The following is a 12,582-nucleotide window of genomic DNA, read 5'->3' as shown; positions in this document are numbered from 1 at the left end:
TCGTTATTTTTTTCACGGTGCATGGTCTATTTGCTTTGATTCATTCCATAGAATCGTCAAAATATACTGCTGTTCTTTCTTCAAGGCTGATCCGCTCTTTCCCGACATTCTCCAGTCCCTTTTCTCAGTCCCAATCAAGGGCCTCCATCAAGAAAAATAGTCAAAAGTCAATATCATTCTATTCACCAAAAACCACTTTTGTTATAGTAACAAAAAGGAGAATGCAGATGAGAAATGAACGAAAAATCATTCAAGATAGCACCCTTGGTGTAGAGGCTTTATTATTTAACGGCATCCAGCAGGAGTTTCCTAACCATTGGCACGAATATTATGTGATTGGCTTGATGGAAGCTGGGACGCGTCAATTCACCTGTCAAAATACCTGCTATATCGTTGAAGCAGGCGACTTGATTTTGATTCCGCCAAATGCTGCCCACCGCTGCCAGCAACTCACGGAGGAAAAGCTGGTTTACCGCAATATCCACTTAACCCCGGAGAACATGGCGGTACAAGTACAAAAAATTTTTAACACTCAATTGACGCCGCACTTTCCTGAACCGGTCATTCGCCAAGTGAAAGAAAAAGAGGAATTTCATGCAGTGCACCAGCTGTTGCTGTCGGATCGCGGCGATGAGTTTGAAAAACAAGAACGCTTTACTTGTCTCCTTCACGACCTGCTTGTTCAGTATGCGGATTTCACCCACGAACAAACAGATCCGGTTTCAAATAAAGCCGCAGCGGCAAAAGCCTATATCGATCAACATTATGCCGAAAAATTGTCCTTGAGTGAATTAAGTGACGGTCTTGGAATGAATCAGTACGTCTTGATTCGGCAATTTACCAAAGCGTATGGGCTGTCGCCGTTTCAATATTTAAGTACGGTGCGCATCAGTGCTGCCAAGAAAAGACTGGAAGCACAAGAAGCAATTGCAGAAGTCGCTTTTCTGACAGGTTTTAGTGACCAAAGTCATTTTACCCGTATCTTTAAAAGCTTGATTGGGGTCACCCCCAAAGCTTACCAAACAATTTACCAAGAAGATGGGGTGAGAACGTATGAATAACCAAGAAAAATGTGTCATGATTATCGATGAACAATTACCGATTGGCTTAGTTGCAAATACTGCAGCAATTTTAGGCGCAACCTTAGGCAAATTGTTTCCCGAAGGAATCGGAGAAGATATTTACGATTCGACGGGCAGAAAACACCTTGGCATTGTCAACTTTCCCATTCCTATCTTAAAAACGAACAAGGAACAGTTGCAGACCATTCGTGAATCGATCAGTCAGCAAGCAGATCCAGAAGTAACCATCATTGATTTTTCCGACGTTGCTCAGACCACCAATTCTTACGAGCAATACCGTCAGACGCTTGAGACGATTCCCACAGAAACACTGGCTTATTTTGGTCTTTGTTTAAAAGGCAAGAAAAAGAGTATCAATAAAGTCGCTGGTAGTTTGCCGTTGTATCGGTAAAGCGCTAGTAAGAAAACGGTCGTTTAAAACAAATTTTCTTTTTGTCGGCCGAACAGTCTTCTTGCTATATACGTTATTTATAAACAGTCTTACAAAAAAACAAACACTTTTGAGGTGTTTGTTTTTTTGTAAGAGATTTTCTAGCATACATTTTCTTGCTCTTTGATTTTGCCAAGATCAATTGAAAAAATAAACTACTCTCCTTGATAAATATTCAACCCCACTTCAGTATCTTCTACACAACTGTTCGCTGGTGCTTTAACAATCAGAAAAAGAAAGTAAAAGTCTCCCACACAAGAAGCGGCATGTGCGGTAGCAATCAAGGTAAAAAGAGATGCCGTCAACCAGCCAAATAAATATAATAGAAAGAGGCCCACAGAAATGCCAATGAATGGCGCCAATAAAATGATGGCAAATTTCCCTTTTGAATAAAAGGAATGGGGACTCGTGGCATATGCTACCCCATTTTTGAACCCAAACTTTACCTTCCCTTTAGGGTCAAAAAGCTTGAAGAAGGCACCATGAATCAATTCATGAACAATGATGAGAATAAAATACGCAACCATTAAGAGCAAAAGATCGAAAATAAACGAAGTTTCAGCATTTGACCCATGACCACCTAAGACAAAGAGTGTAAAGAACACATAGAAAAAAATAAAACTAGGGATCGCCGCGAGATTCAATCTCTTTATTGTTTTTTTATCATCCATTAAATTAATTTGTTTGAGTAATTTCATCGCTGTTCTCCTTTTCTTTTCGACATTCTTCTTAGTACTTAATTTCTATGAATTCCCTTTACCCAACCAACAAGAGCAGCAAACACAAAACCAGTGCCGTTAAAACGAAGAGGAAATTGATCGTTTCTGGCGCACCTTCGATCCTTCTCTTTAATGGCGGAGGACGAAAACTTGGATTCATGCTTTTCGTTTGGTAGTCCACGCTGCTTGATAAAAAGCTGTCGGAAGGGATCATAAACACCAAGAGAACGCCATAAATAATGGATGCAGGAATCAGGAGTGAGCATTTGGCTAAGTAGCCAATCAGTAGACTCACGATCAAAGGAATAGCTACGTATAAAGCACTTTGGTACAGTGATCGCCGAATTGGTTTCATAGGGAAGTCTCCTTAGTCAGTCTTCGTTACACACAGGAAAAAAATAATTTTATTTACTTATCAAATAAATATACCATTGCTTTCTAAGGGTGTAAACACGCAGAAAACCAATTCGATGCTGCCAAGTGCGGCTACCCAATGCTTGGTGCAAAAAAAGAAGTGGTTTCTTCCCACTTCTTAAAAAGCACTCTCCTTGCCTTTCTATCCTCGCTTAACCTCTCAAGATAATCGGAAACCGTTTAGTAAACCATTATACTTACCAGATTGCTTCCCCTCTTCCTTTTGAAAAAGCTACAACGCTGGACAAAGAAGCCTGCGAACATTGTCTCTTTATTAAAACTTCTTCTGAAAAGCATTCGTCTAAAAAAATCATACGGCCTTGTCTTTCCTTTTGGTTTCCTACAACACCCAATCTACTTGAGAAAAGACTGCAGAACCTTCTTTAGAAAAGCAAGCGTCTCAAGAAAATATGATCGTGCGGTTTCTGCCCTTCCTTTTGGCTTCGTACAATGCTTGATCCGCTTGATAAAAGATTTCTGAAATGTCTAACGTAGGACCTGCTTCTGAAATCCCTGCTGAAAAGTAAAGGGTCAGTTGTGTTCCCTCTAGTTTCAACTGTTCATTACTTAAGAACAAATGAAATTCTTCAATAATTTTTTTCACTGACACGGAAGTATTCTCTTTAAATAGGACTAAAAATTCTTCGCCACCATACCGATAGACTTCGATTAAATGGGAAGGACTTTTTTGATAGAGAAATGTCGTCAGTTTATCCGAAAAGAAGGTTAAGGCTTGATTGCCGATTTGATGTCCATGGTGATCATTGATCTGCTTAAAATGATCTAAATCCATCATCACCACGACCAGCTGATCCTTCTCGTTTATCACCAATTTTGAAATATCTTCGTTCAAACTACGGAAATTTTTTACCTTCGTCAACTCATCATAATTGCGCTCAATGATCTTCGTATTGATTTTTTCGAGAAAGTTTTTTTGATTCTGCAGATAATACTTCCATAAAGAAACGATTGCCACTGATCCAATCCCTAAAGTGACAGCATCCCAAAGACCAACTTCACGGCGATGAAAAAGCAATGCATTGACCATCGGCGAGACAACCGTAACCACAATCGAAAATAGATAAAAGACAGTATGATTTGTCTGTCCGTAAAATCTTTTCTTTAATAAGCAAGTAATGATTAAAATGATGTAATTTAATCCGATAATAAAGAGCATGGCTCCCCATTCGAATTTATTGATCAATGCAAAAAAAGTTAGCAAGATGACGGGGACCAGCCCAATCAGATATATTTTTTCTTTGAGGATACCAAAATAATAAATAAAGATTGGAATCGTATATTCATACGCAACATAACCGATACTGTTCAAAGAAAATGATATAATAAAGTAGACTTGCGAAATGAACAGAACGACACCGATAAGAATTTTAAATGACAAGCGTAAATTCAATTCTTTGAAGTTCTTGATAAACAGATCATACGAAATGAGCAAGCTTACAACTAAAACAGAATAGATCGCAGCATAAATCAGATGGACAAACACACTATTCCTTCTTTCTTTCATAGATTTTTCTTTAAAATCCTTCGCCCATGATTTTGAAAGGCTCGATTCTTTAACAATGCAGGTAAAGAACTCGATCTTCCTTTCCTGCACTTCATGAAACCAAAAATAAAACTACCCCAGAAAGGAGCAGAAACCAATGTCTGAGAAAATAGAACAAGAACTCTTATCGATATTTCCTCAATTATATTTTGATGCCCAGCCTATCTTTCAAATGAAAGCAGATAGTCAGAAAGTGATTGGCTACGAATTATTATTGAGAAGTACCGAAAGAAATAGGTTTCCCCTTTCCTTCTTCCAGCAAGTGATCAAATACAAAAAGCTACACACTCGCTTACTGCAATGGTACCGAAATGAAATTTTCAGCTTACTTCACCCGAATGAAGAAACAAAAATCAGTCTTAATATCCACCCGCAACAACTCAGCTACCCAGAAACCTTTCTGATGTTAGCTGACTTAGCACCCTACCATGATCGTATTTTGATTGAGATCACCGAAGACGATACGGAACCTTCTATCGCCTGTGATCCCAAGTCTTTTCTTATGAACAAAATCAACCAAATAAAAAAGATGCGCTTTTCTGTCGCATTGGATGATGTAGGGACAGGCATTCATTCACTGACAAATATTGCACCGATGCTGGATAAAATCGATGTGATCAAATTTTCGCCTATCTCGTTGCGAGTGCTGTCCCAAAAGGAGATTTTCTTTTTGATCGACTTCTGGCGAAATATCGCCAGCAATCGTAAAATCCAATTTATTGTCGAAGGGGTCGAAACCTCGGATATCCATGAGTACTTGCTTGAAGAAGAGATTTTTCTTCAACAAGGGTTTTATTTGGACAAACCTTCCCCAGCTAATCAATTAATGCGAAAAAAATAGCCATCGCGTCGTTTATTTTTCTCACTATACGCGATTAAAAATAAACGAATATTAAAAAAATGAACAGATGCCCTTCAAATATAACACAAATAATTTTATTTGCAGAATTTTTACTGATTCGGCATCGTTTTAACGGTGATTTTACATGAGAGGGAGTAGAAACCAAAGCAAAGACCTTTTTCAGATAGATGAATAGACAAAAAGCATTCAAGAAACCAATTCCTGAATGCTTTTTGTCTATTCACCCTTTTTTTCGATACAAACCTTCTATTTCAATCGCACACCTTTACTAATTGCAGAAACATTAAAAATACTCATCACTTCTTACCAAATCGTTTTGCTAGAAGTGATTCCGACTATTCCCCTCCTTGATTTATCTCACGTTGAAAACCAGAGAATGCTTCGTTTCCATTCCTAGATTGTAACCGCACAATTCTTTCAGATAAAAGCGATAATCTTTTTCGACGATTCGGATGATCTCGTCATCGGAAAAATCGTCAAATCGCATCATTTCTGTGACTAAAACCAGTTTGGCATCGATTCCCAGAATATCTGGGGTGATCGCCCAAAATGTTTCTGGAGAAATCCCTGCTACCAATTGATCAAGTAACGTTAATTGCTTTTCTACATAAGAGGCTAAGGCACCATTTTCACGATTGGAATCCGTAAATTTCTTTTGAAATCCATCAAGATATTCTATCTTTGAAGTAAATACAGTCAAGCTTCTTTGCTCCTTTCTTTGAGGGGAACAAGCCCCCTTATTTTCTTCCTAAGTCTCAGCCTATTCTTTTTCGTTATCTATTCACTACTTTTTCTAGCTACTGAAAAAACACCAAGGTCCAGTAGTCAATGAAGAATATCCAGCAACCCTCTGACCAGCTGCTTGTAATGCTCTTTTTGATCCTTCGCCTCATCTTCTGCCTTGATTGAAAGACTTTGCTCAATTGCTTCTTGAGGCATCAACAAATGGGTGTTCAAATTTGAGATGTACGAGACGCATTCTTCCAACAACTGATACTCTTTTTGTAGGACACTAGGTACTTTATACGTACGAAAAATGAACAAATAGCGAGCATTCGCTTTTATTTCTTCTATGTGATTATTTTCTAATAAGTAACGCATCTTATCTATTTGTTCCCCTTCGGGATAGGGGCTAGAATCTGCAGTCAGCAGATGATAATAGTAGCCAATATATTCACTATTTATGATGGTTCTTTCAAACGCTTCTTTCCTGATCTTCATCTTCTGTATCCTTTCAAAACTATCACTGACCTCACTTATACAGCGTTTGTGGTATCACTAAGGACTGCTTACCTTTTTGATTCATTTTTTATCCGCTCTACTCTTTCATTAAAAAAGAGAAACTGTAAGTTTTCCTCACAGTTTCTCCTTTACGCTTCTAGCGATGACGATAGTTAAGGAGCGACGCTTTCACCGTGCTTCTTTTTTCTTGTCGCTGCAATGACAAACAGTACTAAGAGTGCATACCCAAGGATGATCAAACGAGTGGTGTTTGAAGAACCTGTTTGCGGTAATTTCCCTTGTCCGATTTGAGAAGCATCTGCGACGATCGTTTTCTTATTGTCATCGTCTGCTTCTTCCTCTTCCTTCGCTGTTTCACCAATTCGACCAGTCACAGTGACCTGCCCTGTTGTCGCCTCTGCGACAACGGTTTCTGATAGATCCCAGACAGTCAGAGCCAGTAATGCAGCGATGAAAAAAATGATTCTTTTTCGTTTTTTCATACGATAGATCCCTTCTTTACTGGGATTTCAGTTTTTAGTCTTCCTCTACATCCGGCGCAAAACTCAAGACCAATTTGAAACTTGGGTTTGATTCTTCTGATGCATTGACAGGAGTTGCTTCACCAGTGAACGCAAACGTCCCTTCATTCGTTCCTTGGTTGCCTTCAAGGGTAAACAATTCTGTTTCTGTTACAGTTGGTGTGCCGTTTTCAAACAACTCAATCCCGTTTACGTTTAACAAGTCTACTTCAGACATATTCAATGGTGTATCAACACCTGCAACAGAAGCGATCACACCAACTGCTGAGTTATTTGTCACTGTGTACGTAGGCGAAACGATCTCTGTATGACTTGACGCTTCTGTCGTATAGAACAAAGCAGTCGTTGGAATCGTTACATTGATCCATTGGTTCAAATCATCGGGATTTGGTCCAGGTGTTGTATTATCGAATTCACCGATGATCCCGTTTACTTGGACATCTCCTGACGTATCGCCTTCACGTCCGTCAATAGTTTGTGTCGCAAAAGCGGTGGTGCCGCTTGCGATTACTCCTGCGATCGTTGCTGTACTTAGAATAGCTGCTACAAATTTTTTCATTTTTATTTCCTCACTTTTCCTTTTTTAATTCTTAACGATAATCGTTAATTCAGCTTCAGTGACCCCTTGTTTTTCTTTGCTTTCAGGGTCGTAAATATTGATGGTGGCTTTGGCAGGATACTCGCCTTTTGCCAATGGTGTCGCCAAGGCGACATTTTCAACAAATTGATTTGGATAGATCGCACCGGAAGAATAGATGACTTCCCCGCTCGACAGTAAAGAGATATCCACGGCGATTGGGTACACATTGGTGCCTGGATTAACGATTTCGATGGATCCCGTGCTTTGACCATCTTCAAAAATGGCTTCTGGATTGATTTGCAGGGTGAAATAATTCGCATCTGCAATTTCCTGCGCCCGTTCAGATAATCGCTGATCGGTGGCATCGCCAGATTCAGGCAAAAGGTCTGCACTGATCAACGGAACCGCTTCTTTTGATTGATAGAAATAGTACCCGAGTCCACCGGCAAGTACGGCCAATAGCAACAACCACCAGAGCCATTTCCGTCGTTTTTTATTTTCGGTTTGATTCGTTTGCTCCAATGGATTCACCTCCTTCCCATTTGGTACGATCTTTTTTTCTTAGTCTCGTGGAACAAAGCGTAAGACGATGCGATAATTCGGTACAAGCAAGTCTTCATAATACCCGCCTTGATCGGCTTCTGAATCAACGACCCACTGGGGATAGTCCCCATAGAAATCCCCCGTTAAGGAAATCGGCACGCGGCTTCTTTCTTCTAAGCGAACCAAGTGTTGTTCTTCCATCGCTTCATAGAGTTGAATCTGGGTTTCTTCCGTTTTTAGGTTCAGTCGCAACAGCGGGGTTGAGATATCGTCATAAGTAAGGGTTGGGTCTTCCTCTTCGCTTTCACTTTCAGCGTAATCGAGGGGATCTTCTCCCTCTTCTAACAAGACGATTCCGGCAGGATCATCGATCGCCAATTGATTGATATAGGTATCCACAGCAATTGGCGATTGATTGCGGATCTCATACGCTTGGCTTTCAAAATTACGATTCGATTCCGCCGTATTGTACAAGGATTCAAAGACCATTTTGGTCGGGATCGTCACTCGCATATGCTCCAGTTTCGATGTCACATCGATACCGATAGTCATCTGGTAGGCTTTATTCCCCACCTCAAGAACAGCGAAGTAACTGCCGTCTTCGTCCACTTCTCGTGTAAGATCCGTTTCTACGATGCGAAAGTCATCCGTCATATCCGCTTCCGTCAACACATTTGCGGCTTGCGCGCGACTTTCTTGAAGGATCAAAGCATCTAATTCTTCTTGCGTGCTTAATTCATTAATTTTATAGCGATCTAAAGTGATATTGTATGCTTCAAAATTCACACCTTTAATCACGGTTTGACGAGCGGTCACATCGACATAGGTCTCAATCGAAGGTTTCGATAAGAAAATCGACACTTCTGTCTCTGTTTCCAATCGCTCATTTTCTCTTAAGGGAATGCGGAAATAGCGATACAGCTGATTTTCATCCCGATAGTCGCCCCATTCGATTCGTTCAGAGTTTTTGTCCAATTCGACGATTTCTCCATCGGTATTTGTATAGGAGATCAAGGTGACATCGGTATCCTCGTACATGGAACCAGTGATTTCAGTCGACTGATCACTCAATGCATCGATTCGGGCAATGAGGCCTTCTGGTTCTGAAAAACGAATCTTATTGAAGTTATTCTTAGCAATCACTTGGTAAATGTCCGTTTGTTTTTCCAGACTTTCCAAAGAACCCTCTAATTGCTCGCCACTCAGTAATCTGGAACGCGCTTCGCCATTTCCTGTGCCGCCATAAGGGAATGTATTTCCCCCATTTCGATTGATTCGCATCGTTCCGGAAATATTGATAAATTCTTCTGTTGGTTCATCTAAAGAAGCATTTTCCCAAACTGCTAATTTTTGACTCGCAACATTGATTCTCAAACCGTTCGCAACCGTATTTTGTGCAGATCGGATCAAACGCTGCAATTGCGCATTGGCTTGACCAGTTCTTGTCGTAGGATGACTAATTTCAAACAAATTCACATTGTTTATATTCAATCGTGCATTGGCAAGTCTGAAATAAAGAACTTCAGATTTATTTCTTATGGTTTCCAATACAACCGTAGAATCTTCTCCTGCCGAAAATGAATTCCGCACATTGACTAACGGGCGATTGATAAATTCCGCCGATGTTCCCATTCCTGTCCGATTATCGGTCATGGAAAAATTAGCTCTGGCCCCTACTGTGATATTCGCAAATGAATTCGAATGATTGCTTGAGGCATTGCCTCCCGCCTGAGTATTTAAACCTCTCGCAACACCTTTAAATGTTGCCTCATCATTGAGAATGAAATTAGAGGAAGTCGTTACTCTAAAGATTCCTCCAGATTGATCCACGTCGAGGGTAGCCCCTTTACCAATCCGAACAAATGAATTACTAGCAGTCAACCAAATAAATCGGGAATCTGAAGTCGTTCGATCTCTTCTTGACGTCATGGTAGCATTGTCTTGCAACTCCACTCTTTGTGATACTCGGATTCTGGAATAATTTTGACTTGTTGCTGAATTTTGAATCGCCGTCGTTGTTGGCTCTGTCAAATGCACTTCAGCATGTTGCGCAAGCGTAACTGAACGAACAGTGGTGTTTCCTGTCATTCCTCTAGCAGCGTTTATTCTCGTATAGGAATTTTCGCCGAATAACAGATCTGTTGTTCCGACTCCCTGTAGAAATCGTCCACCAGTATCAACTTCGACTTTACTTCCTTCTTCCATCGTAAATTTCGAATTCGCCAAGGTTAAACGAAAAACGGCTCGTGCAGCTTGTCGTGTTGTATGATTGACCGTTACTTCCGCTTCACGACCTAGTTTGATTTCTTCTCTAAACCGGAAAAAATCAACATTTGCATTGCTTCGTCCAGAAACGGTGATTTCAGAGTGATCGCCCACATGCAACCGGCGAATGGTTGAAGAAGCAGCAGATGAGGTACCACCGGTAAAGCCTTGTGCGGTTTGTAGGCTGATCGTATTTGCTTCACCAATATAGATATCTGTTGTGCTGCGACCAGTCACCAATGGTCCTACTTGATTGAGGGTGATGGTTGCATTTGCTTCTGACAAAAATTGTGAAGCCGTCGACGTTGAACCCAGTGCAATGAAAGGATTGGCTGCTGATGATGTGCGAGAATAATTGATCGCTGCTTTTTCTCCTAGGAAGAAACGTCGTTGCACGGAAAAAGAATTGGCTGCTGTGCTCGTTGAATGCTCAGCAACATTGATTTCAGCCCCTTCAAGCAGCTCAAATTGATCGACCATCGTTCCAGCGGTAAAGCCATTCCCTAATACGCCCGTTAGTTTTGAGTATTTCCCTAAAGTGACATGGGACAAACTTGCGTTGACAAACGCCCCTCGCTGGTTCACGGCTATTTCAGAATAGTCACCAATGGTGATTTTCCCGTTGCTTGATGCTAAGCCGATGACGACATTCGATGAACTTGCTGAAGAGGTCGTTCGCGTTCTCGGCACGTCAATTGTTGTATGACTTCCGATTTGAACCGAAGACGTTGCGAAAAAGGTTCGATACGCTTGACCAACAGTGGCATTACTAGGTTCACTTATGGTTATATCCACCTGATCACCAATCGCAATACTGTTGACTGCTACGTTGCCATTAAACCCGTTGCTATGCTGATTGTTCATTTTCACGTGGTCTTGAATCACTATCGTGGTACTAGCCACACCCGTAAACATCGGTCCATGCTGCGATATTCGCGTTTGTGTATTCTCCCCAAAATCGATGGAGGAATTTGCACTTTGGAGCTGGATAAAAGCTCCGGTCGTTGTGCCCGTCCGCGTTCCTTCAATAATGGTAGGTTGGTCCGCGGTACTATTTTCAACGATGAAGCGGTGTCCGACATTGATGGCGGGCGTCCCGCTGACCGTCCCGTACTCAGATAGTTTTAACTGACTCCCTGCTTGTAACCTTACTTCGCCTAGCGTGCTGGTGGAATTACCAGAAAGCCCCTGTCCCGTGCCAACATCTAGTGTTGCCCCGGTTGCTAGCGTCAACCGACTATCTTGATTGGCATTTGGTAGAGAAACCATTGCGCCAGATTGGCGAATCGTGGTCATACTTCCTTGACCAAAATCAAGGCTTGCTGCGGTACCTGTCATGTGAAAGACAGTGCCAGTATTGCTGTTGGTACTTCGGGTGACAGAAATTTCAGCTTGGCTAGCCACTGCTACTTGATTCATTTCAAAGATTGGTGTGGCATTTGATGAGCGATGATTGACCGTCAATTGCCCTTCGACCAAGAGTCCTTCAGCCGTGAATAACGTTGGAATGGAAGACGTCGCTGTCGTCACCACATTGGTTCCTTTGAAATGAAGATGTGCTTGGTTGTTATTCACCACGCGTCCTGCGGTAGTGGTCAGCTCCAGTTGGGTATCTTCAAAAGTGATCGTTGATGCCCCAGTTGTTTGAGCCAGCCCTTGCGCCGACTGAATGCCTTGTTGTTGCACCCCTTGCCAAGTCAGTTGAACGGGTGCCGCAAACTGCATCAGGTTCTCTGCCGCCGTCTGCGAAAGGATCACAGGCGTATCTTGACTACGAAAAGTAACGTCTGTCCGTTGGATACCACTGATTGGCTCAGTTAATGCCAAGTTGTTGGCAAAAGTAAGCACCAAGGATTGATCATTGGCGATTTCTTCGTAATGATACTCCGTGCCATCTTCATCGGTGAAGGATTCCCCAAGTAAAATTGCCCGCAATTGCGCCTCACTTGCTACAGTCAATGCGACCGCTGAAGCTTCAGCATCAAACCTTTCGACTTGCTCATTCTCAGCTTCTGTTTCCGCTTCATCTTCTGAGCTATCTGGCGTTTCTGCTTCGGGCAGTGCTTCATTTTCCTCTGCTTCTTCTTGGCTAGCTGTCGTGGAATCATCCGTGGCTTCCGAAGAAGATTGTTCTTCACTGCTTTCTTCGGTTGTTTCTTGGTCTTCCGATCGATCAGCAGAATTAGTGGTTTCCTCAGTTGAGGAGTGTTGCGTCTCTTCAGAAAGTGACTCTGTTTCTGCATAAGCAACTTGCTGGAACGCCAGCGTCGTGTTGACCGCCGTGCTGCTTAGTAGGAATACTGCAGAAAACAATGTAAGTAGTTTCATCATATCCTCCTTTCTTCAAGTCTTTGGTGCAT

General features: G+C 41.7%; 12 protein-coding genes. 3 read left to right on the top strand and 9 right to left on the bottom strand.

Annotation, left to right across the window (positions count from 1 at the left end; genetic code table 11):
• The first annotated feature begins 227 nt into the window (after positions 1-227).
• Positions 228-1,061 carry an AraC family transcriptional regulator gene (locus ACIPK1_RS10870; protein ID WP_101698837.1) on the top strand — a complete coding sequence of 278 codons (834 nt, stop codon included), beginning with the start codon at positions 228-230 and terminating at the stop codon, positions 1,059-1,061.
• The gene (locus ACIPK1_RS10865; protein WP_005232083.1) at positions 1,054-1,473 is read left to right on the top strand and encodes a DUF2000 domain-containing protein; all 420 of its coding nucleotides are present in this window, start codon (positions 1,054-1,056) and stop codon (positions 1,471-1,473) included. The genes ACIPK1_RS10870 and ACIPK1_RS10865 overlap by 8 nt, the downstream gene beginning before the upstream one ends.
• A 194-nt stretch (positions 1,474-1,667) precedes the next feature.
• Here the strand turns inward: ACIPK1_RS10865 and ACIPK1_RS10860 are convergent, their stop codons facing one another.
• The 3 genes from ACIPK1_RS10860 to ACIPK1_RS10850 form a co-directional block, all read right to left on the bottom strand.
• A complete protein-coding gene (locus ACIPK1_RS10860) occupies positions 1,668-2,210 on the bottom strand; it encodes a DUF3267 domain-containing protein (RefSeq protein ID WP_086299091.1) in 543 nt (180 codons plus the stop codon).
• 58 nt (positions 2,211-2,268) lie between these two features.
• A complete protein-coding gene (locus tag ACIPK1_RS10855) occupies positions 2,269-2,586 on the bottom strand; it encodes a hypothetical protein (RefSeq protein WP_005232089.1) in 318 nt (105 codons plus the stop codon).
• 459 nt (positions 2,587-3,045) lie between these two features.
• Positions 3,046-4,170: a GGDEF domain-containing protein gene (locus ACIPK1_RS10850; protein WP_223273077.1), complete on the bottom strand. Its 1,125-nt coding sequence runs from the start codon at positions 4,168-4,170 to the stop codon at positions 3,046-3,048.
• Between the two features lie 136 nt (positions 4,171-4,306).
• Between ACIPK1_RS10850 and ACIPK1_RS10845 the strand changes: the two genes are divergently transcribed.
• Positions 4,307-5,050, top strand: a complete 744-nt coding sequence (locus ACIPK1_RS10845) for an EAL domain-containing protein (RefSeq protein ID WP_061053741.1) — start codon at positions 4,307-4,309, stop codon at positions 5,048-5,050.
• Positions 5,051-5,423: 373 nt separating this feature from the next.
• Here the strand turns inward: ACIPK1_RS10845 and ACIPK1_RS10840 are convergent, their stop codons facing one another.
• The 6 genes from ACIPK1_RS10840 to ACIPK1_RS10815 form a co-directional block, all read right to left on the bottom strand.
• Positions 5,424-5,771: a DUF7006 family protein gene (locus ACIPK1_RS10840; RefSeq protein ID WP_016611346.1), complete on the bottom strand. Its 348-nt coding sequence runs from the start codon at positions 5,769-5,771 to the stop codon at positions 5,424-5,426.
• Positions 5,772-5,896: 125 nt separating this feature from the next.
• Positions 5,897-6,292: a hypothetical protein gene (locus ACIPK1_RS10835; protein WP_086299089.1), complete on the bottom strand. Its 396-nt coding sequence runs from the start codon at positions 6,290-6,292 to the stop codon at positions 5,897-5,899.
• A gap of 173 nt (positions 6,293-6,465) precedes the next feature.
• Positions 6,466-6,795 carry an LPXTG cell wall anchor domain-containing protein gene (locus ACIPK1_RS10830; RefSeq protein ID WP_008377889.1) on the bottom strand — a complete coding sequence of 110 codons (330 nt, stop codon included), beginning with the start codon at positions 6,793-6,795 and terminating at the stop codon, positions 6,466-6,468.
• A 34-nt stretch (positions 6,796-6,829) separates the two neighbouring features.
• Complete coding sequence (locus ACIPK1_RS10825; RefSeq protein ID WP_008377887.1) at positions 6,830-7,393, bottom strand: hypothetical protein; 564 nt, start codon at positions 7,391-7,393, stop codon at positions 6,830-6,832.
• Positions 7,394-7,417: 24 nt separating this feature from the next.
• Complete coding sequence (locus ACIPK1_RS10820; RefSeq protein ID WP_034871937.1) at positions 7,418-7,936, bottom strand: hypothetical protein; 519 nt, start codon at positions 7,934-7,936, stop codon at positions 7,418-7,420.
• A gap of 39 nt (positions 7,937-7,975) precedes the next feature.
• Entirely contained in the window at positions 7,976-12,553 is a 4,578-nt protein-coding gene (locus ACIPK1_RS10815; RefSeq protein ID WP_400450848.1) for a hypothetical protein, read from the bottom strand.
• Positions 12,554-12,582: the final 29 nt, after the last annotated feature.

The sequence above is a fragment of the Enterococcus sp. NPDC086594 genome, from assembly GCF_044746145.1.
Classification (GTDB): Bacteria; Bacillota; Bacilli; order Lactobacillales; family Enterococcaceae; genus Enterococcus_D; species Enterococcus_D entomosocium.
This window is presented reverse-complemented; position numbering and strand designations above follow the sequence as displayed.

Excerpts from the sequence above, each read along its gene's own strand:
- ACIPK1_RS10830 (WP_008377889.1), bottom strand. The coding sequence starts at position 6,795 with ATGAAAAAACGAAAAAGAATCATTTTTTTCATCGCTGCATTACTGGCT.
- ACIPK1_RS10865 (WP_005232083.1), top strand. The coding sequence starts at position 1,054 with ATGAATAACCAAGAAAAATGTGTCATGATTATCGATGAACAATTACCG.
- ACIPK1_RS10855 (WP_005232089.1), bottom strand. The coding sequence starts at position 2,586 with ATGAAACCAATTCGGCGATCACTGTACCAAAGTGCTTTATACGTAGCT.
- ACIPK1_RS10825 (WP_008377887.1), bottom strand. The coding sequence starts at position 7,393 with ATGAAAAAATTTGTAGCAGCTATTCTAAGTACAGCAACGATCGCAGGA.
- ACIPK1_RS10870 (WP_101698837.1), top strand. The coding sequence starts at position 228 with ATGAGAAATGAACGAAAAATCATTCAAGATAGCACCCTTGGTGTAGAG.
- ACIPK1_RS10835 (WP_086299089.1), bottom strand. The coding sequence starts at position 6,292 with ATGAAGATCAGGAAAGAAGCGTTTGAAAGAACCATCATAAATAGTGAA.
- ACIPK1_RS10845 (WP_061053741.1), top strand. The coding sequence starts at position 4,307 with ATGTCTGAGAAAATAGAACAAGAACTCTTATCGATATTTCCTCAATTA.
- ACIPK1_RS10860 (WP_086299091.1), bottom strand. The coding sequence starts at position 2,210 with ATGAAATTACTCAAACAAATTAATTTAATGGATGATAAAAAAACAATA.
- ACIPK1_RS10815 (WP_400450848.1), bottom strand. The coding sequence starts at position 12,553 with ATGATGAAACTACTTACATTGTTTTCTGCAGTATTCCTACTAAGCAGC.
- ACIPK1_RS10850 (WP_223273077.1), bottom strand. The coding sequence starts at position 4,170 with ATGAAAGAAAGAAGGAATAGTGTGTTTGTCCATCTGATTTATGCTGCG.